The organism is Embleya australiensis (assembly GCF_051903075.1).
GTDB lineage: Bacteria > Actinomycetota > Actinomycetes > Streptomycetales > Streptomycetaceae > Embleya.
The window spans coordinates 1,728,575-1,749,268 of record NZ_CP182423.1 but is presented as its reverse complement, the minus strand read 5'-3'; the positions used below and the strand labels follow the sequence as shown (position 1 = coordinate 1,749,268).

21 protein-coding genes are annotated in these 20,694 nt (G+C 72.8%); 8 read left to right on the top strand and 13 right to left on the bottom strand.

The window, feature by feature from the left end; all coding sequences use genetic code 11:
* Positions 1-75: 75 nt before the first annotated feature.
* The 3 genes from ACMXN5_RS37955 to ACMXN5_RS37945 all read right to left on the bottom strand — a co-directional run bounded on the left by ACMXN5_RS37955 (position 76) and on the right by ACMXN5_RS37945 (position 3,288).
* Positions 76-801, bottom strand: coding sequence for a class I SAM-dependent methyltransferase (locus ACMXN5_RS37955; RefSeq protein ID WP_439679459.1), 726 nt, complete (start codon positions 799-801; stop codon positions 76-78).
* A gap of 4 nt (positions 802-805) precedes the next feature.
* Entirely contained in the window at positions 806-1,978 is a 1,173-nt protein-coding gene (locus tag ACMXN5_RS37950) for a glycosyltransferase family 4 protein (protein ID WP_439679458.1), read from the bottom strand.
* A 245-nt stretch (positions 1,979-2,223) separates the two neighbouring features.
* Positions 2,224-3,288 (bottom strand): DUF3068 domain-containing protein, encoded by a 1,065-nt coding sequence (locus ACMXN5_RS37945; RefSeq protein ID WP_439679457.1) that lies wholly within the window; start codon positions 3,286-3,288, stop codon positions 2,224-2,226.
* A gap of 222 nt (positions 3,289-3,510) precedes the next feature.
* On the opposite strand from ACMXN5_RS37945, the gene ACMXN5_RS37940 reads away from it, so the two are divergent.
* Together ACMXN5_RS37940 and ACMXN5_RS37935 are read left to right on the top strand one after the other, a co-directional pair.
* Complete coding sequence (locus ACMXN5_RS37940; protein WP_170222150.1) at positions 3,511-3,678, top strand: hypothetical protein; 168 nt, start codon at positions 3,511-3,513, stop codon at positions 3,676-3,678.
* A 94-nt stretch (positions 3,679-3,772) separates the two neighbouring features.
* A complete protein-coding gene (locus tag ACMXN5_RS37935) occupies positions 3,773-4,972 on the top strand; it encodes a helix-turn-helix domain-containing protein (RefSeq protein WP_380003777.1) in 1,200 nt (399 codons plus the stop codon).
* Positions 4,973-5,022: 50 nt separating this feature from the next.
* Here ACMXN5_RS37935 and ACMXN5_RS37930 read toward each other — a convergent pair whose 3' ends face one another.
* Positions 5,023-5,259, bottom strand: a complete 237-nt coding sequence (locus ACMXN5_RS37930) for a hypothetical protein (RefSeq protein ID WP_439679456.1) — start codon at positions 5,257-5,259, stop codon at positions 5,023-5,025.
* A 77-nt stretch (positions 5,260-5,336) separates the two neighbouring features.
* Here ACMXN5_RS37930 and ACMXN5_RS37925 point away from each other — a divergent pair, with 77 nt between their 5' ends.
* The 3 genes from ACMXN5_RS37925 (at position 5,337) to ACMXN5_RS37915 (ending at position 9,569) form a co-directional block, all read left to right on the top strand.
* A complete protein-coding gene (locus ACMXN5_RS37925) occupies positions 5,337-6,131 on the top strand; it encodes a metallophosphoesterase family protein (RefSeq protein WP_439679455.1) in 795 nt (264 codons plus the stop codon).
* 570 nt (positions 6,132-6,701) lie between these two features.
* Positions 6,702-7,499, top strand: a complete 798-nt coding sequence (locus ACMXN5_RS37920) for a TIGR03084 family metal-binding protein (protein WP_439679454.1) — start codon at positions 6,702-6,704, stop codon at positions 7,497-7,499.
* A 318-nt stretch (positions 7,500-7,817) separates the two neighbouring features.
* Positions 7,818-9,569, top strand: a complete 1,752-nt coding sequence (locus tag ACMXN5_RS37915; protein WP_439679453.1) for a chitinase — start codon at positions 7,818-7,820, stop codon at positions 9,567-9,569.
* 23 nt (positions 9,570-9,592) lie between these two features.
* On the opposite strand, the gene ACMXN5_RS37910 is transcribed toward ACMXN5_RS37915, so the two are convergent.
* The 4 genes from ACMXN5_RS37910 to ACMXN5_RS37895 all read right to left on the bottom strand — a co-directional run bounded on the left by ACMXN5_RS37910 (position 9,593) and on the right by ACMXN5_RS37895 (position 12,285).
* Complete coding sequence (locus tag ACMXN5_RS37910; protein WP_439679452.1) at positions 9,593-10,210, bottom strand: HutD/Ves family protein; 618 nt, start codon at positions 10,208-10,210, stop codon at positions 9,593-9,595.
* Between the two features lie 107 nt (positions 10,211-10,317).
* Positions 10,318-10,650, bottom strand: a complete 333-nt coding sequence (locus tag ACMXN5_RS37905) for a cupin domain-containing protein (RefSeq protein ID WP_439679451.1) — start codon at positions 10,648-10,650, stop codon at positions 10,318-10,320.
* Between the two features lie 52 nt (positions 10,651-10,702).
* Positions 10,703-11,881, bottom strand: a complete 1,179-nt coding sequence (locus tag ACMXN5_RS37900) for an MFS transporter (protein WP_439679450.1) — start codon at positions 11,879-11,881, stop codon at positions 10,703-10,705.
* A 92-nt stretch (positions 11,882-11,973) separates the two neighbouring features.
* Positions 11,974-12,285, bottom strand: a complete 312-nt coding sequence (locus ACMXN5_RS37895) for an ArsR/SmtB family transcription factor (RefSeq protein ID WP_380003787.1) — start codon at positions 12,283-12,285, stop codon at positions 11,974-11,976.
* Between the two features lie 188 nt (positions 12,286-12,473).
* Here ACMXN5_RS37895 and ACMXN5_RS37890 point away from each other — a divergent pair, with 188 nt between their 5' ends.
* The 3 genes from ACMXN5_RS37890 (at position 12,474) to ACMXN5_RS37880 (ending at position 14,516) form a co-directional block, all read left to right on the top strand.
* A complete protein-coding gene (locus ACMXN5_RS37890; protein ID WP_439679449.1) occupies positions 12,474-12,923 on the top strand; it encodes an SPW repeat protein in 450 nt (149 codons plus the stop codon).
* Positions 12,924-13,112: 189 nt separating this feature from the next.
* Positions 13,113-13,559: a hypothetical protein gene (locus tag ACMXN5_RS37885; protein ID WP_439679448.1), complete on the top strand. Its 447-nt coding sequence runs from the start codon at positions 13,113-13,115 to the stop codon at positions 13,557-13,559.
* Positions 13,560-13,841: 282 nt separating this feature from the next.
* Positions 13,842-14,516, top strand: a complete 675-nt coding sequence (locus ACMXN5_RS37880) for a DUF2867 domain-containing protein (RefSeq protein WP_439679447.1) — start codon at positions 13,842-13,844, stop codon at positions 14,514-14,516.
* On the opposite strand, the gene ACMXN5_RS37875 is transcribed toward ACMXN5_RS37880, so the two are convergent.
* From ACMXN5_RS37875 to ACMXN5_RS37855, 5 genes are all read right to left on the bottom strand, one after another.
* Entirely contained in the window at positions 14,506-15,447 is a 942-nt protein-coding gene (locus tag ACMXN5_RS37875) for a D-2-hydroxyacid dehydrogenase family protein (protein WP_439679446.1), read from the bottom strand. The genes ACMXN5_RS37880 and ACMXN5_RS37875 overlap by 11 nt on opposite strands.
* A 99-nt stretch (positions 15,448-15,546) precedes the next feature.
* A complete protein-coding gene (locus ACMXN5_RS37870; RefSeq protein ID WP_439679445.1) occupies positions 15,547-16,395 on the bottom strand; it encodes an SAM-dependent methyltransferase in 849 nt (282 codons plus the stop codon).
* A 224-nt stretch (positions 16,396-16,619) separates the two neighbouring features.
* The gene (locus ACMXN5_RS37865; protein WP_439679444.1) at positions 16,620-17,726 is read right to left on the bottom strand and encodes a ring-opening amidohydrolase; all 1,107 of its coding nucleotides are present in this window, start codon (positions 17,724-17,726) and stop codon (positions 16,620-16,622) included.
* Positions 17,727-17,909: 183 nt separating this feature from the next.
* Positions 17,910-18,944, bottom strand: a complete 1,035-nt coding sequence (locus tag ACMXN5_RS37860; RefSeq protein ID WP_439679443.1) for a carbamate kinase — start codon at positions 18,942-18,944, stop codon at positions 17,910-17,912.
* Positions 18,945-19,160: 216 nt separating this feature from the next.
* Positions 19,161-20,693 carry a carboxyl transferase domain-containing protein gene (locus ACMXN5_RS37855; protein WP_439679442.1) on the bottom strand — a complete coding sequence of 511 codons (1,533 nt, stop codon included), beginning with the start codon at positions 20,691-20,693 and terminating at the stop codon, positions 19,161-19,163.
* Position 20,694 lies beyond the last annotated feature (1 nt).

Below are 20,694 nucleotides of genomic sequence, written 5' to 3'. Positions count from 1 at the left end.
CGGGGCGCGCGCGATACCGGGCGTCGGGAAAGCCGGCGGCGGGACCGACGGATGCGTCGGGCGATGGCCGCGCCGTCACGGGCACCGCCGAAGAATGAGGAGCAGGTTCCACGTGATCACCTCGCGCAGCCCGGGGATCCGGGTGACCGTGCCGGCGAGGAAGGGCCAGTAGCGGGAGCGGGCGCTGACCACCACCACGTCGGGCCGGGCCCGCACATACCGCAGGGTGGGGCCGACGTGTACGGCGAACAGGTTCTCGCCCAGGATGTGCTTGGGCGCGCGGCCGGTGCGGCGCGCGTAGCGGGTGCGGGCCCGCTCGGCGCCCAGGTAGTGCCACGGCGCCCACTCGTGACCGCCCCACGGGGAGTACCAGTTGGTGAAGGACACGTAGATCAACCCGCCCGGGCGGGTGACCCGCACCAACTCGCTCAGGAACGTGCGCGGATCCGCGACGTGTTCGAGCACGTTGGACGAGAAGCACACGTCGGCCACCCCGTCCGCGAGCGGCAGCAGGTAGCCGTCGGCCAGCACCGTGCCCTCGGGCGGGGTGCCGCGTGCGGCCAACTCCCGGGGATCGGGCTCGAAGAGGTACCCGTGCGCGCCGCGCCGACGAAACTCGCGGGTGAAGTGCCCACTGCCGCCGCCGACATCGACCACCACCCGCCCGCGCAGCCGCATGTGCCGCTCGACCTGGTCGGCGGCGTCCCGGGCGAGCAGCCCGTAGCAGCCGTCCGGGTCGCTCTGTTCGTGCCGGAAGGCGCGGAACAGCGCGAGGGACCGGCGCAACGACGGGTCCTTCACACGATCACCACCGGCTGCTCCGTCCGGTCCCCGACGCCGCCGCCTCGGCGGCCACCGCCCGGAACTGCCGGACGGTGGCGCTCCATCGGTAGCGGGCGGCGCGCAGCCTCGCCGCGCGGGCCATCGCCTCGCGGCGCCTCGGGGCCAGCGCCAGCGCACACCACGCGGCGGCGAACGAGCTTTCGCCGCGCGCCAGTACGCCGGTGACGCCGTCGTCGATCGAGTCGCGCAGCCCGGGGATGTCGAAGCCGACGGCGGGCGTGCCGCGCGCCGCGGCCTCGGTGACCACCAGACCCCAGCCCTCGACCTGCGAGGGATGCAGCAACAGCCAGGCCGCGCACAGGAGTCGGTGCTTCTCCGCCTCGGACACCCAGCCGGTGAAGCGCACCCCCGGCCCGGCCATGGCACGCAGCCGATCCCGTTCGGGACCGTCGCCGACGATCACCAGCCGACCGCCCGTCACCGGCCGGACCTGCTCCCACAGCCGCAGCAGCAGATCGATGCGTTTGTAGTCGACCAGCCGGCCCACGGCCACGAACAGCGGCTCCGTCGAGGTGGGCGCCGGCGGGGCGGGCTCCTCGACACCGTTGTGCACCACCCGGATGTGCTCCGGCGGCACGCCGATCTCCCGCAGCGCGGCGGCGGTCGAGCCGGACACCGCGACGATCAGGTTGCCCCGATGGGTGCCGGCCAGTCCCCAGCGCTCCAGGCGCCGGCCGATCCGGGCGGCGGGGCCCGGGAAGCGCATGCCCCACTGGTCGGTGTGCACGTGGTTGACCAGGCACACGGTGGGGCCGCGATGCCACAGCGGGGTCAGGTACGGCATTCCGTTGCACACCTCGACCAGCAGGTCACAGCCGCCGATCCGGCGATCGAGGGTCCGACGGGCGCGCAGGTAGTGGTCGGTGTCGCCGCCCGCCGAGACCACCCGGTAGTCCCGGTCGGCGGCCGGGCCGCCGCACAGCAGGGTTACCCGGTGGCCGTGCGCGGTGAGTCCGTCGGCCAGCCGGTCGACCAGCAGCTCGGAGCCGCCGGCGGCGGGGTTGGCCAGGTCGCGGCGGGCCAGGAAGACGATGCGGTGGGGGTGCGGGGAACGGTTGGACGAGCGGGTGGGCGGGACGGGTCGGCGCGGCGATACGGGCGTCACCGCACGCAACGCGGGCACGTGCTGGGGCATCTGAGCTCCAACTCGTTCTCGATCTCGGTCTCGTTCTCGGTCCTGGAGCGAGCGAGCGTTCGGTGCGCGGGGTCGGGCCGGATCCGGGGGAGGGACGGGCTGCGTGGTCGCCGCGATGGGAACGGCGGTGCCGGTGCTGCGGGACGGGCGGGATGTGCGGGGTGAGTTCGTAGTTTTCGCCACCGCGTCACCGGTCGGCTACTCACCGAGGTGACAATTTTGCTCCCGGGTGAGGCCGCGAACCGTCAATGCGGTGCCGGTTCCGCGTGCCGTTCGGGCAGCGGACGGGTGTCGCCCTCGGGGTCGCGGCCGTCGGCCGTACCGCCGGCCGCGGCGCCGCCGGACGCGCGGCGCGGGCCTCGGACCAGGAATACCACCCCGAGCGTCACCAGCACGACCCCGAGGCCGGCCGCCGAGAGCGGTGCGATCCACCCGATGGCGATCAGCTTGCGGTCGTCCCGCTGCGCCAAGTCGACCTGGTGGCGCCGGGTTTGCGGGGTGAAGACGATCCGGTCGCTGCTCAGCAGGGTCACCGAGGCGGTCGCCGCGCCGGGCGCGCGCAGGGTCTTGCGCGGGGCGATCTTCGCGTCGATCACCCGGCCCGTGCGCTGATCCACGACCAGTTCGACGCCCGCGTTGGCGTACCACTCCTCGGCGAGCACCTGCGGCTGCGCGCGCAGGTCGACCAGTGCGCCCGGGACCTGGCGTACGCCGATCCGGGTGTCCGGCACCGTACCGGTGAAGCGGTAGCCGCGATGCCCCAGAACCTTGGTGGTGCCGCGGTAGTCCAGCGGGATCGCCGCCCCCAAGGTCTCGTCCCACCAGCGGTATTGCCGCTTCTCCAGGTCGAACGGGAACTTCAGGAACGCCTCGCCCTCGATCCGCGGCGTCTCCCCGCAGCAGTGCACGGGGGCGTTGGTGCGGCGGTCGGTCACCCAGCGGGCCACCGTCCACTGGTACGACCGGCGTGGGTCCCCCCAGGCCAGCGTCTCGGGGGTGTCGATGGTCGTCGACACGTCCCACACCGCGCGGCCGCTGCGTTTGGCCTCCGCCACGTCGCCGAGTACGCGGCGGGTCACGGTGATCGTCTTTCCGTCCACCGGTTTCAGCGTGGCGGTGTCGAAATAGCTGCCGCTCCCGGCGAAGACCACGGTGTCGTCGATGTCGACGGGGGTGCGCTTGGCGTGTGGTTCGACGTACCAGGCCAGCATCGCGGCCAGCACGAGCAGGAACACTCCCACACCGAGCAGGAGCAGGGACGGGATCGAGGGGCGGGACGAGGTGGGGCGGGGCGAAGTGGGGCGGCGCATCCGGCACTCCTGACGGCGTTCGGCCTCGGGCACGTGCACGTCTGTCTCGGTTCCGGGCGGCTCCGGCGTGGGTTCCGACGCAGGTCGGCTCGGGTCCGTCCCAGGCCGGGAACCGTAGGCGCACCCTTGACGGAGTGTCAATACACCTCGCACACTGTGCTGATACAGAGCCGGTGCACGGGAATGGGCGGGGTGCCCTCCGATCGAGAGGCTCGTCGAAGCATGCACAGACTGCTCGCCGCCGGGTCGACCGTGATCCTCGCCGCCGCACTCGCCGTGGGTGCCGGGCTCGGGATCGTCGCCGCGTTGAACTCCACCCCCGACCAACCCAATTCGCCGCTCGTCTCGTTCCGTACCGACCCGACACCGGCGCCGACCGCGCAGCCCTGATGCCGAGCCCGTACGCCGGGAGACGGGTCCGGTCCGGCATCGGCCGGCGGTCCCCGAAGACGGCGCCGGACGTCCGGCGCGAGGGAGGGGCGAGGTGACGGTGCGCACTGCCTGGCGGGACGTACCCCGGCCGCAATTGCGGCGGTTCGCCGATCTGGCCATGGCCGAGGTACCCGAACTGGCGCAGGGAATCCTGCGCGACATCCGGATCGAATACCCCGGCGTGCCGCTGGTGCCGGACGAGTCGGGCGAGCCGATGGCGCTGGTCGCCATTCGGCGCGCCCTCGTCGACTTCGTCGAGCACTTGGCCGCGACCGGCGATCGGCGGCACGAACGCCTGGAGATCTTCGAGCTGTTCGGCCGCGCCGAAGTGCTCCAGGGGCGCAGTCTCGACTCGTTGCAGGCGATGTACCGGCTCGGCGTGCGGCTGGCCTGGCGGCGGCTGGCCGAGATCGGCCAGCGGGTGGAGATCCCGCCTCCCGCGATGTACGAACTCGCCGAGGCGGGCTTCGAGTTCCTCGATGGCCTGGTCGCCCAGTCCGTACACGGCTACGCCGAGGCCGCGGCCCGCCAGGTCGGTGAACGGCTGTGGGCGCAGAAGCGGTTGATCAAACTGCTGCTCACCGAATACGGCACCGAACCCGCGAGCGCGCTGGCCGAACACGCCGCCCGCATCGGCTGGACGGTGCCCGAACAGGTCGCCGTGGGCGTGTTGTTGCGCCCCGCGCCGGACGCGGTGGCGCCGGCGGTGGGGCGGGACGTGCTCCTGGACATGGAGTGCGAACGGCCCCGGATGATCCTGCCCGACCCGGACACGGCCGGACGCCCCGAACTGGTGCGGCGGGCGATGGCGGGCTGGTCGGGCGCGATCGGCCCGTCGGTGCCGATCGCCGACGCCGCGAAGTCGCTGCACTGGGCGTGTACGGCGCTGCGTCTGGTGGAGCGCGGACACCTGCCCGAGGGGCGGCTGATCCGATGTACGGAGCACACCGAGGCGTTGGTGCTGCTTCCGCCCGAGGAACTGATCGAGGACCTGGCCCGCCGCTGCCTGGCCCCCCTGGACAGCTGCTCGCCGGCGCACGCCCGCCGGCTGGAGGAAACCCTGCTGGCGTGGTTGGAAACCCGGGGCGGCGCACCGGAGATCGCGGCCCGGTTGGGCGTCCATGCCCAGACGGTCCGCTATCGGCTGCGGCAGATCCGGGATCTGCTCGGCGACGAGATGAACGAGCCGGATCGCCGCTTCGAACTGGAACTGGTGTTGCGGGCCCGGCGGTTGCGTGAGGAGGGGGATTGAGGGGACCGGAGGGGGGCTGTTGGGACTGCTGGGACCGGGGGCTCAGGGGCTCAGCGGGCCGACGTCGGCGCGTGCGACCCGCTCTGCGGGAGCGTCGGTCCGGGCCGGGCGGGGGAGTCGGCGAAGGGTCCGGTGTGGGTGGCCATCAGGAACATGAAGACGCCGGTGACGGTCAGCGCGAGCACGGTCAGGACGCGGCCCACCGGGTTGTGGACGTTGTAGACGTAGCGGCCTCCCCGGAGGCGGCTGCGTCGGAAAACCGGCTCGTATCCGTCGTTGTTCGGCATGTCCGAAAGCCTAGCCAGGCCGCTGCCGCGCCTTCGATGCCGCTCGGGAACTGCTGCCCGGGAACTACCGTGCGGGGATGCGGATCGTGGGTGGTGGGGTGGAGGCGGTGACCGAGGTCGGGTATCGCCGGGCGCGGGTCGGGGGCGGGAGCGAGGCGGCGCGGTTGCCGGTGGGGCGGTTGCGGGTGGATCGGCTGCCGGCGGGGTGTGACGCGGTGTTGGTCGCCGGCGACCTCCAGGGGGTCGCGCCCTCGCCCTGGGGTGGGCCGCCGGTGCTGTTGGGTGTCGCGCTCGCCGACTTCCTGACGGTGTGGGCGCAGGAGGGGTCGGCGCCGGTGCCGGAGCGGGTGGGCGTGGTGTTGGCGGGCGACCTGTACGCGGCGCCGGCGGCGGATCGGCGCGGCGCGAGCGGGGCGGTCCGGGACGTGTGGTGGGCGTTTGCGGCGGCCGGTTGCCCGTTCGTGGTCGGCGTGGCCGGCAACCATGACGAGGTGTCGACGGCGGACCTGGCCGAGGCCGGCCCGCACGTCGTGCTGCTCGACGGCGCGCACGTCGACGTGGGCGGGGTCCGCTTCGCCGGTGTGGGTCGGATCATCGGCGACCCGAAGCGGCCGGGCCGCCGGGCCGAGGAGGCGCAGACCGCCCTCGTCGACCGCGTCCTCGGCGCCACCCCCGACGTGCTGATCCTGCACGAGGGCCCACCCGGCGCCACGCCCACCCAGCCGGGCCGCGCCGAGCCGGCCGCCCGCATCCGGGCCGCCCCGCCGCCCCTCACCATCTGCGGCCACGTGCACTGGCCGGTCCCGGTCGCCCCCGCCCCCGGCGGCCACACCCTCAACACGGACGCCCGCGCGATCCTCCTGACGGTCTGACCCCGACACGCTCACGCGGCCCCCATGTCGCTGCGGCGACCGGACCACCCACCGCCCACCGCGTCGGCCACCCACCGCGCTGGCCGCCCGCCGCCCGCCGCCCACCGCGTCGGCCGCCCACCGCGCTGGCCGCCCGCCGCCCGCCGCCCACCGCGCTGGCCGCCCGCCGCCCGCCGCCCACCGCGTCGGCCACCCACCGCCCGCCACCCACCGCGCTGGCCACCCACCGCGCCGGCCGCCCACCGCCCGCCGCCCGCCACCCACCGCGCCGGCCGCTCGCCACCCGCTGCCGCTGCTCGCCGCCTGCTGCTCGCTGCCCATCGCGTCGGCTGCTCGCTACCTGCTGCCCGCCGCTCGCTGCCCGCTGCTCGCCCGCCCGCCGCGCGACGCATCGGCTGCCCGCCGCGCGTGCGCCCGCCGCATCGCCCGCCCGCCGCGCCGGCGGGTCCGGCCGGGGCGACGGCCGCCGGCAGGGCCGCCGGGCAGGGGCCGCCACGGTGAGCCCATCCCCGGTGCTTGCCCACGACCCCGCCGCGGTGCGACGCTGCGAGCGATGAGAGGACGGCATCGATGGTGGATCTCGCGGCCATGCTGGACGATCTCCGCGCGGAGGGCGCCGAGTCGGACCGGCTCGTCGCCTCGTTGTCGGCGGCCGAGTGGGCGCTGCCGACGCCCGCGCCCGGGTGGACCATCGCGCACCAGATCGCCCATCTGGCCTGGACCGACGATCAGGTCCGGCTCGCCGCGACCGATCCCACCGCCTTCGCGGGCGCGGTCGCGGTGGCCGCCGCCGACCCCGACGGCTTCGTCGACCGAGGCGCGGAAGCCGGCGCGACGGCACCGCCGAAGGACATCCTGGCCCGCTGGCGGGACGGCCGGCACGCGGTCCCGGAACTGCTGGCGGCGCTGCCGGCCGGCGCCCGACTGCCGTGGTATGGGCCGCCGATGAGCGCCGCGTCGATGGCCGGCGCCCGAATCATGGAGACCTGGGCGCACACCCAGGACATCGCCGACACCCTGGGCGTGCTCCGTACCCCCACCACCCGCCTCCGGCACATCGCCCGACTCGGCGTCCGGGCCCGTGACTACGCCTACACCGTGCACGGACTGCGGCCACCCGAGCGGGAGTTCCGGGTGGAACTGATCGACCCGGACGAGCCGGGCGGCACCTGGACCCACGGCCCCGAGGACGCCACGGAGCGGGTGACCGGCCCACTGCTCGACTTCTGCCTCCTGGTCACCCGCCGCCGGCACCCCGCCGACCTCGCGGTGCGCGCCGAGGGCGCGGAGGCGATCCGCTGGCTGACCATCACCCAGTCCTACGCCGGCCCGCCCGGAGCGGGCCGTACGCCCGGCCAATTCGCCTGATTCGGTCCGCTCCGCGACCCGCCCCAGGTGATCGAGGGCACGCACGCACGCACCTTCGTTCCCGCGTCCAGGCACCCACCCGCCTCCCGCCCGGCCCGAATTGGTCCAGACCTATTGACAGTTCCGCCGTCACGGCGGTCAACTCGTCCTGCACACAGGCACCCCGGCACCTCCGGGTGCGCCCGGACGGCCTGCGCACGTCCCGCACCGAGGGAGCCTGACGTCCCATCAGGCGACGCGGCGCCGATCCGGGTTCACCCTCCACGCACACCCACGCCCGCAGGCAACCGCCCGGGCCGGTACGGGAGGCACACCACCATGGCACCCCCACGTCCCCCCAACACCCCCGCCGATACCCCGACTTCGCGTCGAGCCCGGCCCGGCCCGCGCCGCTGGGCCGCGCTCCTCGCCGCGGCTTGTACAACGGCCGCGGCGAGCCTGCTCGTCCTCGCCCCGTCCGCGCCCGCCGCCGGCACTGCCGAACTCGTGGTGAACGGCGGCTTCGAGACCGGCCTCTCCGGCTGGACCTGTTCCGGCAGCACCGGTCGCGCGACCACCACCCCCGTACACACCGGAACCGGCGCCCTCCAGGCCACCCCGGCCGGCGGTGACAACGCCCGCTGCAGCCAGACCGTGGCCGTACAACCCGACTCCGACTACACCCAATCCGCCTGGGTCCAGGGCGCCTACATCTACCTCGGCGCGAGCGGCACCGGCACCACCGACGTGTCCACCTGGACCTCCTCCGCCACCACCTGGCAAAAGCTCACCACCACGTTCCACACCGGAGCGCACACCACCAACGTCACGATCTACCTGAACGGCTGGTACGGGCAGCCCGCCTACTACGCCGACGACGTCTCGCTCGTCGGCCCGGGCGGATCCACCACGATCCCGGGCGTACCCACCGGCCTGACCGTCGCCGGCACCACCGCGCGCAGCGCCTCGCTGTCCTGGACCGCGGTGCCCGGCGCCACCTCGTACGACGTCTTCCGCGCCGACACCAAGGTGGCCACGGTCGCCGGAACCTCCGCCGAGATCCCGGGACTCACCCCGCAGACCAGCTACACCTTCTCCGTCGCCGCGACCAACAGCGCCGGATCCTCCGCGCGTTCCGCCCCCGTCACCGCCACCACCGCGCCGGACGGCCCCACCGGCCAGGACCCGACCGGACTGCCCAAACGGGTGATGACCGGCTACTGGCACAACTTCGTCAACGGCTCCACGAACCTGCGCCTGCGGGACGTGCCCACGTCCTACAACCTGGTCGCGGTGGCGTTCGCCGAGGCCGACCGCAGCCGCTGGGGCGCGATCACGTTCGGCGTGGATCCGGGCCTGTCCACCGCGCTCGGCGGCTACACCAACGCCGACCTCAAGGCGGACATCGTCGCGATGCACGCCCGGGGACAGAAGGTCATCCTGTCCGTCGGCGGCGAGTTGGGCGCGGTCTGGGTCGGCGACAACGCCTCCGCCGACATGTTCGCGAGCACCGCCACGGCGCTGCTGCGCGAATACGGCTTCGACGGCGTGGACATCGACCTGGAGAACGGGGTCAGCCCCACCTACATGGCCACCGCGCTGCGCGCCATCCGGGCTCAGGGCGGCACCTCGCTGATCATCACGATGGCCCCGCAGACCCTGGACATGCAGACCACCCAGACCGCCTACTTCCAACTCGCCCTGGGCATCAAGGACATCCTGACCATCGTCCACATGCAGTACTACAACTCCGGCACCATGTTCGGCTGCGACCAGAAGTTGTACGCCCAGGGCGGCGTCGACTTCCTCACCGCGCAGGCGTGCATCCAACTCCAGGGCGGCCTGCGCCCGGACCAGGTCGCCTTCGGCGTACCGGCCACCGGACGCGCGGCGGGCAGCGGATACGTCTCGCCCGGCGTGGTGAACAACGCGCTGGACTGCCTGGAGTCGGGCACCGGTTGCGGCACCTACCGACCCGCGACCACCTGGCGCGGCATCCGGGGCGCGATGACCTGGTCCGTCAACTGGGACGCGACCGCCGGGTACGCGCTGGCCAACACCATCTCGGCGCACCTGCGCACGATGCCCTGATCGACGCGCACGGTCGACCGGCGCTACACCGGGCGGATGTCCGCCCACAGCGCCACCGAGCCGGGTTCGAGCGGCGCCGCCTCGTCGGCGGCGCCGCTCGTCCACCACAGGCCCCGCCCCGGTCGCAGCGCCGGGCCGGGGCCGCCGTGCGTTCCGTGCCCGGACAGCAGGTACAGCACGCCGGCGTGCCCGGCGGGCAGCGGCACGGGAGTGTCGATGCGCCGCACGTCGGCGGTCCATCGGCCGCGCCGGGTCATGATGTTGAGCACCCGGACCGCGCCGTCGCCGTCGCCGCCGCCGAGCAGGCGGGCGCGGAGCGTCAGGTCGCCGGAGAAGGCGAACGGCACGCCGGGGCGGTCGAGCCGATGATCGAGCGGCGGGGTCCCGGGCGCATCGCCGCCGTCCGCGATCAGGTGCACGCCGTCGCCCGCCAGCAGGGTGATGGTGCGGTCGACGCCCGGGAACGGCGAGAACGGCCCGTCGGCGGCGATCGTCGCGATGCTCGCCCGCCAGCCGAAGTCCGCCGAGTCGCCGCCCGGACCCGCCGACCCCTCGCACGCGATCTCCCGGGTGTCGCCGCCCCCGTTGCGCCACGGGCCGACGGGCAGCGTCTCGACGTCGAAGAGATGCGTCAGCGTCACGTACGGGCCTGCTTCCATGGGATCGGGACGGCCGGGGGTCGGCCGGGCCCGCCATGATGCCGGCCGCTGTGCGGGGCATGTCCGCGCCGTGATCCCGACGCCGTCGCTCACCCGTGCTTGGCGACGGTGAGCAGCACCGCCGAGTCCTCCAGGGCGTCCAGGCTGTGCCGGGACTTCGGTACGACCAGGAAGTCGCCCGTCCGTCCCTCCCACGACGTCTCGCCTTCGATCAGGACCACCCGTCCCCGCAACACCAGCAGGGTCGCCTCGCCGGGATTCTCGTGCTCGGACAGTGAGGTCCCCGCGTTCAGCGCGATCAGCGTCTGCCGCAACACGTGTTCGTGTCCCCCGTACACGGTGTGCGCGCTGCGCCCCGTAGAGGCGGTGGCGGCCAGCTTGAGCAGTTCGCGGACCTGGGCATCCAAGGAGAGCTTTTCCATAGGCACAGTGTGCACACGACCGCTCACAAAACCCCGAACGACCGCACCCGCGTCACACCGGCAGTTGCGCCGCCACACCGGGCCGCACCCGGTCCAGGCTCAGCCGCAGCACCATGCAGGCCAGCGCGGCGAGCGCGAAACCGGCGCCGAGCCAAGCGAGTTGCCGGGGTCCGGTGATGGAGAGCAGCCAGCCGCCGATCGTGGTGCCCGCGGTGATCCCCAGGTTGGAGAAGGAGATGAACAGACTGTTCCCGAACTCGGGGGCATCGCGCGCGTCGCGCCCGAGCCAGTCCTGGCCGACGATCAGCCCGCCCGAGTGCACCAGGCCCCAGATCGGTATCGCCACCAGCATCGGCGCGACGTGCGGACCGACCGCGTAGAGCAGGACGTACACGGCCAGGCACAGGACGGGAAAGGCGAGCGCGGTGCGGGTCGCGTCGCGCCGTAGCAGCGCGCCGAAGGCGAAGTTGCCGAGGATCATCACGAGGCCGAACACCATCAGCAGCGCGCCGACCCACGAGCCGTCCATCCCGGTGACCTCGTCCAGATACTCGGCGAAGTAGCCGTAGACCGAGAACATCGCCGCGAAGACGAAGACCACCGACAGGATGCTCAGCCACATCCGGCCACTGCGCAGCACGCCGACCTGGGCGCCGTACGACAACCGACGCTGGACCGGCATGGTGGGCAGAAAGCACAGGATGCCCAGGAAGGCGAGCAGGTTGATCGCGGCGCCGAACCAGAACGCCGCCTCCAGGGACAGGTGTTCGGCCAGATAGGAGGTCAGCGGCACGCCGAGGGCGAAGCCGACGGTGACGCCGGCGAACACGCGGGTCGTGGCCCGCGTGGCGTCCGCCGCGGGGACCAGGCGGGCCGCGGTGGTCAGGGCGACGGAGAAGAACACGGGATGGACGACGGCGGGCAGGATCCGGAAGGCGAGCATCACGTCGAACCTGGTGGTGAGCGCGTACACGGCGTTGGAGATCGCGAACACCAGGATCGCCGAGGCCAGCACGGTCCTGCGGTCGATCCGCGACGCGAACAGCGTCATGAACGGCCCGGAGACCGCGATCACCAGGGCGAACGCGCCGACGAGGAGGCCGGCGGTCGAGGTGCCGACGTGCAGCCGGTCGGCCACCTGCGGCAGCACGCCGACGATGCCCATCTCGGTGGTGATGATCCCGAATACGCCGAGGGCGAGGGTCGCGATCGTGATGGTGGTGGTTCTCATCGTGGCCTTGTCAGTCGGTGTTGGTTTTACATATCGAGATATGTAGATGCGTTTGCCCGTGCGTGTACATGCGACGGGCCGGAGTGTCCGGGTCAGAGTTCCGTGCGGACGTGTTCCGCGAACTCGGCGATCGTGCGTTCGTTGCGCCGGTAGTACGTCCACTTGCCGATCCGCTCGGATTCGAGCAGACCCGCGTCCTTGAGGGTCTGGAGGTATCCGGACACCACCGACTGGGCCAGGCCGGCGCGGGACTGGATGTCGCCGACGCAGACGCCGATGTGGAAGCCCAGGCCCTGCTGTCGGTAGGAGTCCTCGTCGAAGTACTTCGCGGGCTCCTTCAGCCACTGCATGAACCGGAGACGGGCCGGGTTGGCGAGCGCCTTGTGTACGGCCAGGGGGTCCACGGCGGGCTGCCTTCCGGGGAGGTGGGCGCCCGATGGGCGCGGGATCGCATCCAGTTTTCTCGATATGTAGTGGCCGTGTCAATCGGGTCGAACGAAATGTCGGTAAATATTGAGGTTTGAACGGATTAGTCGCAGGTGGGAGGGCTATCAACCAAGGGACTGCGATTCTCGGAAAGAGGGTGGTGGACGTGTCCACGTCGACATCGACACCGACAGCGCCATCGATAGAGCAGCACCCCGACATAATCACCATGCGACTTCGTTCCGAACGCGCCACCACCGGTGCGGTGGCGCAGGCCGCGGAAGCGTTGGGCGTGCTGTGCGGTGTGTACCTGGCGGCCTCCCCCTGGATCGTCGGGTTCAACGGCTTCACGACTCTGACCACGAACAACCTGATCACCGGCGTGGCGCTTGCGCTGCTGATGATGGGCGCCTTCGGGTCCGCCTACGAGCGCACGCACGCGATGAGCTGGGCGGCGTTCGGCATCGGTGTGTGGACGATCGTCGCACCCTGGGCCGTGAGCGGTTCCTTCGACACCACGCGGACCATCACCAGCAACGTGATCGTCGGTGCGGTGGCGTGCCTGATGGCGCTGGTTCTCGCGCTCAGGGGTGTCATCGGGATTCACCGTTTGTGAGTGATCCCGTCTGTGAGTGATCCGAGTCCGAGACCGGGCCGCCGGTGGGTCCGGTCGGCGCACGGTTCGCCCCGGCGACCATCGTCGGGCGTACCCCGTCGGCAGGTCCCGCCCCGCAGCTCCGGCTGGGAGGTGGATGTGGTGAGCGGACCTTCGCTTTCGGGCCGTGAACGGCGCACCCTCGCGCGCATGGAGGAATCCCTGGCGCAGGACGAGCAGTTGGTCGAACTGCTGCGCGTGTTCGACGACCCACCCTCTGTACCGGCTCCGAAACGCCGTCGATTCGGCACCGGCGTGCGCATCGGCGCGCCGCATTGGCCGACGATTGTGAAGTGGACGGCGCTGCTGCTGTCCGGCACCTCGATCGGGCTGCTGATCGCCGCGATCCTCACGGGCGCGCCCGTGGTGGTCCTGGTGGCGGTGGCCGTGTCGGTGCCGGCATTGCTCCTGATCGGCGCCTTCGCCTACCTGAAACGGCACGCGGACGGCCCGGCGAGGACCCATGCGGTACGTCGTGGCCGGCGTGCCCGTACGCACGGGTGGCTGCGGGCGCACGGCGCGGATCGGGTCGACGGCACGGGCGGCACGGGCGGCACGGAGCGTCGCGACAGCGACGGCCGGCGCCGCGAACCGTAACGGACCGTCGACGCGTGTGGTGGCGATGTGACCCGGGCGGTTTTGGCGTGCTCGGGTTGATTTGGTGAGGCTGTTTGGGTGTTGCCCTGTCACATTCGGGGCGCACCATCCGTCAGGGTGTACGGATCGCCGAGGGGATGCGACCCGACGTGCGCTTCTGAGTCCTGCGGCACCCGGCCGGTCGCATATACGCCGCCGTATACGTGGCTCGTATGCTCGTGTACGGTGGCGTATATGGGGGGCGGCGTACGGCGTCCCGACGCCGGAAAGGTGGCAGCGGGCATGAGACTTCCTCGCACGGCGCATATCGAGCAGCCTTGGCGGCTCCACGAGTTCGCTCACGACTTCCGAGTCGAGGACGTGTGGTCCTACCGCACTCCGGGCGCCGGGCCGGACGACTTTCCCGTGATGCTCGCGGCGATGCGGGCGAGCGGCGGCCGGCAGGCGGCGCCGACGCGGTTCCTGCTCGCGGTACGCCGAAAGCTCGGCGTCCTGCTCGGCTGGGATCGGCCCGGGGCCGGGCTCGGGGAGCGTGTGGTGCCGCTGCGCGATCGCCTACCGGACGAACTTCGCGACACCGTCGACCCCGCCGACTCCGGCGGCATGCCGCTCACGCCCGTGTACGGGCTCGACCGCGAGTTCGTCGGCGAGCTGGGGAACAAGACCGCGCACGCCCTGATGCACCTGGGCTGGGTGCCGACCGGGGACGGCGGCCACGAGCTGCGGATGGCGGTCCTGGTCAAGCCCAACGGCTGGTTCGGCCGGCTGTACATGGCCGCCATCGCACCGTTTCGGCTCCTGATCGTCTACCCGGCGCTGACCCGCCAGTGGGAGCGCGTCTGGCTCGACCGCGCGCAACTGCTCGCCGCCGCCGAGGCGCACGCAGCCGGCGCAGCCGCCGGGCCCGCCACGCCCGCCGGCCCCACCGACCGCCCCGGGGCGGCCGTCACCTCATGACCCGGATCGGGTCGCCGGTGAGGAAGGCGGCGATGTCCTCGACCGCGTCGCGGTAGAAGGTCTCGTACAGCTCGCGCGTGACGTAGCCGATGTGCGGGGTGAGCACGACGTTGTCCAGTGTGCGCAACGGGTGGCGGGCGGGCAGCGGTTCGACGTCGTACACGTCCAGCGCCGCGGCGGCGATGGCCCGGCGGCGCAGCACGTCCAGGAGGGCGGACTCCTCGACGATGGGGCCGCGCGAGGTGTTGACCAGGATCGCGGTCGGCTTCATCCGGGCCAGTTGGGCGGCGCCGACCAGGCCCCGGGTGCGGGAGCCGAGGACGAGGTGGATGGACAGCACGTCGGACCGGGCGAACAACATCTCCTCGGTCACCGCCGTCACGTTGTGCGCCGCGGCCCGCTCCGGGGTCAGGTGCGGGCTCCAGGCCACACACTCCATGCCGAACGCGTGGCCGATCCGGGCCACTTCGCTGCCGAGCCGGCCCAGGCCCAGCACGCCGAGCACCTTGCCGCGCAGGCCGACGCCGAGCCCCACCTGCCAGCCGCCGGCCCGCATCGAGCGCTCCTCGACCGGCAGGTTGCGGGCGGCGGCCAGGATCAGCGCCCAGGTCAGCTCGGCGGTCGGATGGGCGACATAGCCCGTCCCGCAGACCACCACACCACGCCCGCGCGCCGCCGCCACGTCGATCGCCGCGTTCACCGGCCCGGTACTCACCAGCAGCCGCAGCCCGGTCAACCGGTCCAGCACCTCCGCCGGAAACCGGGTGCGCTCGCGCATCGCGACGATCACCTCGAACCCGGCGAGCGCGGCGACCACCGCGTCACCATCGGCGAACGGCTCGGTGAACACGTGCACCTCGGCGTCGAGCGAACCCCAATCGGCCAGCCCCCGAGCCACGTCCTGGTAGTCGTCGATAATGGCGATCCTCATGAGCCCCGAGGCTAATGCCACCCCCACCCCCCAACCCCCCGACGCGCCCCAACCGGACACCCGCGTGGGTCCGAGGGTCGGTCCGCGTGGGTTCGCGGGTCAGCCCGGGAGGCGGCCGATTCCGCCCACGGACAGGTGGCCTTCGGGGGTGAGCGGGCGGGTGACCGGCTCGTCCGGGTGCCAGAGGGGGAGGAGGACCACGCCGGGGTCCACGAGTTCGAGGCCGTCGAAGTAGCTCTCGATTTCCTCCAGGGGTCGAAAGCGACCGCTGCCCAACTGGGTCAGGAAGATCTTTTCCAGCGCGCGTCCCTCCGGCGTGGAGTCGCAGAAGTGGGTGATGAAGATGTAGCTGCCCGGCGGCAGTGCGTCGCGGTAGGCGCGGACCACGCCCGCTGGGTCCTCGTCGTCGGCGAGATGGTGCAGGACGGCCACCAGGAGCAGGCCGACGGGCCGGGTGAAGTCGATGAGTTCGCGCAATTCCGGGCGGGCCAGCACGTCGGCCGGATCGCGCAGGTCGGCGGTCACCACGCGGGTGCGGTGATTGTCCGCGAGCAGCGCCCGCCCGTGCGCGAGCACGATCGGATCGTTGTCCACGTAGACGACGGCCGCGTCGGGGTTCACCTCCTGGGCGACCTCGTGCGTGTTCTGCACGGTCGGCAGGCCCGAACCCAGGTCGACGAACTGGTCGATGCCCTGGGCCGCGAGGTAGCGCACGCCCCTGGCCAGGATGTGCCGGTTGTGCCAGGCGCCCTCGTTGGACAGGTTCGCCAGCGCCTCGTCGGCGATCCTGCGGTCCACCGCGAAGTTGTTCTTGCCACCCAGAATGGCGTCGTAGACCCGCGCGATGCTGGGCACGGTGACGTCGATCCCGGTCGGTGCCCAGTCCTCGGGCGACTCCCCCTCCGGCAGGGCGTCGAAGCCCCACTCGTCCTGCTCCCGCTCGACCACGGCTGCTCCTCGTCGATGTCTCGCGCGCTCACCCATGGCGTCTTACGGGCGTACGGAGCCTATCCGAGTCCCTTCGTCACCGACCGGCAACTTCCGTAACACGTGCGGGGATTGGCGCCGGCGGGGTGGAACCGCGCAGTGCGGGGCGGGCGGACATGCCGACGGCCACCGCCCGGAACGGGGAGCGGTGGCCGTCGGTGTGAGGTACCGGGAGCGCGGGTGCGTCAGTCCATCCGGACGATGGCCGCGACCGGCCCACCGCCCGAGGGGCCCTGGTGCACGGCGGCGACCGAGACGAACACGGCCGGGTCGCCGGTGACGGCCGCGGTCACGCCGCCGACGGTGGCCTTGATCTGCCGGTGCCAGTGCACGTCCGAGTCGTCCAGCATGATGTTGCGCCGGCCGCGCACGCTGCCGCTCGGGTCGGCCTCGCACTTGAGGAACACGTTGACCAGGCGGTCGCCGAGGTCGGAGGTGTGCGGACGCTCCGGCAGGTCGATCCCGGCCGAGCGGATCGCCGACCAGATGCCGTCCGCGTCGAGCGCGTCCTTCATCACGCCGTGACCGACCCGGAACGGGCCTCCGACGCCGCGCACGTTGCCGACCACCACGATCTGCGCGCAGTCGAGTTCCACGCCGGAGGAGCAGGACGCCACCGACGAGTACAGCGACAGGTCGCGGTGGATCTGGTCGGCCGTCGGCAGGTCGATCTCGCCCAGCGCGACGGCGATGCCCAGCGCGGTGGTCGAGTTGGAGACGTCCATGGACTTGAGGGTGTCCTCGGTCCACACGTCGAACCCGCGCGACTTGGCGTCGTTGATGGTGTCCAGGACCAGGAGCGGAGTCTTGGTCTGTACGTAGTGCACGTCGGCCGGGTCGGTGATGCCCGCGACCGCCATCGCCGCACGCACGCCGGCGGCGACCTTCTCCACCATCGGCACCCGGCCGATGTCCTCGGGCAGGATCGTCTCGCTCATCGCCACGCCGACCGACACGCGCGGCTCGTCGGTGGGCTCGTACCGGTTCTCCGGCGCGTAGGCGAAGACCGTCGCGTGGGGGGAGATCACGCCGTCGGTGCCGCCGGACCAGACCAGCGGTACCTTGCCGGCCTCCTCGACCGAACGCTTGCCCTTGGCGACCAGCACCTCGCGGAAGGCGCGGTCGGCCAGGATGCGGGTGTAGTCGTTGACCCCGCCGTTGCCCTCGGTCTTGCCGATGACGGCGAGCACGTCGTCCGCGGCGAACACGCCGTCGTCGATCAGCTTGGCCAATCCGGACGCGTCGGTGACGCTCTCGATGGCGACCTTGTGAACCTCGATCGGCCTGGGCACTCGTTCCACCTCGTTCATTGGAGTTCGCTGAATTACCGATACTGACCGATTTTGCGACCGTTGCGGCCGGTTGCACCGCTTCGGCCGCGTCGGATGTTGTGGCCGATCCGGAGGCTGTGGCCGCTCCGGACGCGTTGCCCGCGTCGCAGGCCCGCGCGTCGGGGCGCGTGGGCCGACGGGGCGCTACCCGGCGTCCGCCGCCGCCACGGCCGGTGCCGCAGCCGCGACCGCCGCCGCGTTCGCCTCCACCACCGTGCCCGCCTCGCCGGCGACCGCGGCGGTGATCCGGTCCAGGGACGTGATCACCGAGCGCCGGCCGCCCGCCTCGACGAAGCGCACCGCCGCCTCGACCTTGGGCCCCATGCTGCCCCCCGCGAACTGCCCCGCCGCGGCGTGCTCGCGCAGCTCCTCCGGGGTGACCCGGCCCAGCTCGCGCTGGTTCGCGGTGCCGTAGTCGAGCATCGCGTTCGGTACGTCGGTGGCGATCACCAGCACGTCCGCGTCGACCGACGCGGCGAGCAGGGCCGCGGTGAGGTCCTTGTCCAAGACCGCCTCCACGCCGCGCTCGGCGCCGTCCGCGTCGCGCACCACCGGGATGCCGCCGCCACCGGCCGCGACCGTGGTGAAGCCCGCCGCGACCAGGGTGCGGATGGCCGGCGCGTCGACCACCTCCAGCGGATCCGGCGACGGAACCACCCGACGCCAGCCCTTGGCGCCCCGGTCCTCCCAGTGCTGGCCGAGCGCGACGAAGCGCTCCGCCTCGGCCTGCGGCAGATGCCGGCCGACCGGCTTGGTCGGGTGCTCGAACGCCGGGTCGGCGGCGTCCACCAGGGTCCGGGTGACCACGGCCGCCACCCGGGCCGGCTGCCCGCGGCGGCGCAGCGCGGCCTCCAGGGCGGAGACGACGGTGAAGCCGAGGGTGCCCTGCGTCTGCGCGCCGCACCAGTCCAGGGTCACCGGAGGTACGACATGCGCGGTCAACTCGTTCTTGACCAGCAGGTTGCCCACCTGGGGGCCGTTGCCGTGGGTGAGCACGACGTCGACGCCGGAGACGATCAGGTCGGCCACCGCCTCCATCGCCACCGCGACGGCCGCCCGTTGGGCGTCGGGGGTGGCGCTCCCGTCCGGCCCCGTCATGGCGTTGCCGCCGAGGGCGATGAGCACTCTCCCGGTGCCGTTCGTGCTCCGGGTGCCGTTCGCGGTGCGGGGAGTTGTCATGTGTCGAACTCTCCTGTCCTGTCGTACGCGGGAGTCCCGATGCACCCGTCGCGGTTCGGCCCGTTGGGCCGTCGTCCGTCCGGGAATTGGGACTCTAGGTGGGGAACCGGGTCGATGGCTTGAGAGTCATTTGACTACAAACACCGATCGATCTGGCAGAAATTGCCGAGTGACGCGCGCCCGGGTTCGGGGGTCTACGCCGGGCGCGCGCCCGTTTCAGCAGCCGAGGTGGGCGTACCGCTCCAGCCGCGCCGCGCGGCGTTCCTCGGTCGGTCGGCGCAGCAGGCCGACCAGTTCGTACTCCAGGACCTGCGCGAGCCGGGCCAGGAACGCCATCGGCTCGTCGGCCGCGTCGGGCCGCTCCGCGACGATCCGGTCCACCACGCCGTCGCGCAGCAGGTCGAGCGAGCGAATGCCCTGCGCCGCCGCGATCTCGGCGCCGCGGGTGGGCGTGCGATAGCGCAGCGCCGAGGCGCCCTCGGGCGGAAGCGGGGACAACCAGCCGTGCTGGGCGCACAGCACCCGGTCGGCGGGCAGCAGGGCGAGCGCGCCGCCGCCCGCGCCCTGGCCGAGCAGCAGGCACAGGGTCGGCGTGGGCAGGGTGACCAGTTCGGCCAGGCAGCGGGCGATCTCGCCGGCCAGTCCGCCCTCCTCGGCCTCCGGGCTGAGCGCCGCGCCGCCGGTGTCCACGACGCTGACCAGCGGCAGGTCGAGTTCGGCGGCCAGGCGCATGCCGCGGCGGGCCACCCGCAGGCCGGCCGGGCCGAACGGGCCGTGGCTGGACTGGCGGGCGCGGTCCTGGGCGAGCACGACGCAGGGCGCGCCGCCGAACCTGGCCAGCGCGAGCAGCAGGCCGGGGTCGCTCTCCCCCTGGCCGGTGCCGTGCAGGGGCACCACGGCGCTCGCCGCGTGCCGGAGCAGGGCGCGCGCGCCGGGGCGTTCGGGGCGACGGGAGAGTTCGACCGAGGTCCACGCGGGTACGTCGGCCAGGTCCTCGACGGGCAGCGGGGCCACGTCGGGCAGGTTCTCGCGCGGCGCGGTGACGATGTCCAGGACCCGGGCGGCCACGTCGCCGAGCCGGTCGGGCTCGACGACGGCGTCCACCAGGCCGTGCGCGTACAGGTTCTCCGCGACTTGGACCCCCTCGGGGAACGGCCGGCCGTACAGCGCCTCGTAGACGCGCGGGCCGAGGAAGCCGATCAGCGCGCCGGGTTCGGCGGCGGTGACGTGGCCGAGCGAGCCCCAGGAGGCGAGTACGCCGCCGGTGGTCGGGCCGCGCAGGTAGACGAGGTAGGGCAGGCCGGCGCTCTTGTGCGCGGCGACGGCGGCGCTGATCCGGACCATCTGGAGGAACGCGACCGTGCCCTCCTGCATCCGGGTGCCGCCGGAGGTCGGCGAGGCGACCAGGGGCAGGCCCTCGGCGGTGGCCCGTTCGATCGCGGCGACCAGGCGCGAGGACGAGGCGACCCCGATCGACCCGGCCAGGAAGCCGAATTCGCAGGCCACCACGGCCACCCGGCGGCCCCGGATCCGGCCCTCGCCGGTGACCACGGACTCGTCGACGCCGCTCTTGGCCTCGGCGGCGCGCAACTCGTCGCGGTAGCCGGGGTCCAGGCGCTCGGGGCGGTGCGGCGGGGCGTCCCAGCTCGTCCAGGTGTCGGGGTCCAGGACGAGGCGGATGAGGTCGTGCGCGCCGACGCGGGGGCGGCGGGGCTTCGTGGGGGGAGCGGGAGCGGGCTCGGCGGTCACC

Coding starts and splice junctions, on each gene's coding strand:
- ACMXN5_RS37950 (WP_439679458.1), bottom strand. CDS start 1,978: ATGCCCCAGCACGTGCCCGCGTTGCGTGCGGTGACGCCCGTATCGCCG.
- ACMXN5_RS37945 (WP_439679457.1), bottom strand. CDS start 3,288: ATGCGCCGCCCCACTTCGCCCCGCCCCACCTCGTCCCGCCCCTCGATC.
- ACMXN5_RS37940 (WP_170222150.1), top strand. CDS start 3,511: ATGCACAGACTGCTCGCCGCCGGGTCGACCGTGATCCTCGCCGCCGCA.
- ACMXN5_RS37930 (WP_439679456.1), bottom strand. CDS start 5,259: ATGCCGAACAACGACGGATACGAGCCGGTTTTCCGACGCAGCCGCCTC.
- ACMXN5_RS37925 (WP_439679455.1), top strand. CDS start 5,337: ATGCGGATCGTGGGTGGTGGGGTGGAGGCGGTGACCGAGGTCGGGTAT.
- ACMXN5_RS37920 (WP_439679454.1), top strand. CDS start 6,702: ATGGTGGATCTCGCGGCCATGCTGGACGATCTCCGCGCGGAGGGCGCC.
- ACMXN5_RS37915 (WP_439679453.1), top strand. CDS start 7,818: ATGGCACCCCCACGTCCCCCCAACACCCCCGCCGATACCCCGACTTCG.
- ACMXN5_RS37905 (WP_439679451.1), bottom strand. CDS start 10,650: ATGGAAAAGCTCTCCTTGGATGCCCAGGTCCGCGAACTGCTCAAGCTG.
- ACMXN5_RS37900 (WP_439679450.1), bottom strand. CDS start 11,881: ATGAGAACCACCACCATCACGATCGCGACCCTCGCCCTCGGCGTATTC.
- ACMXN5_RS37885 (WP_439679448.1), top strand. CDS start 13,113: ATGGAGGAATCCCTGGCGCAGGACGAGCAGTTGGTCGAACTGCTGCGC.
- ACMXN5_RS37880 (WP_439679447.1), top strand. CDS start 13,842: ATGAGACTTCCTCGCACGGCGCATATCGAGCAGCCTTGGCGGCTCCAC.
- ACMXN5_RS37875 (WP_439679446.1), bottom strand. CDS start 15,447: ATGAGGATCGCCATTATCGACGACTACCAGGACGTGGCTCGGGGGCTG.
- ACMXN5_RS37860 (WP_439679443.1), bottom strand. CDS start 18,944: ATGACAACTCCCCGCACCGCGAACGGCACCCGGAGCACGAACGGCACC.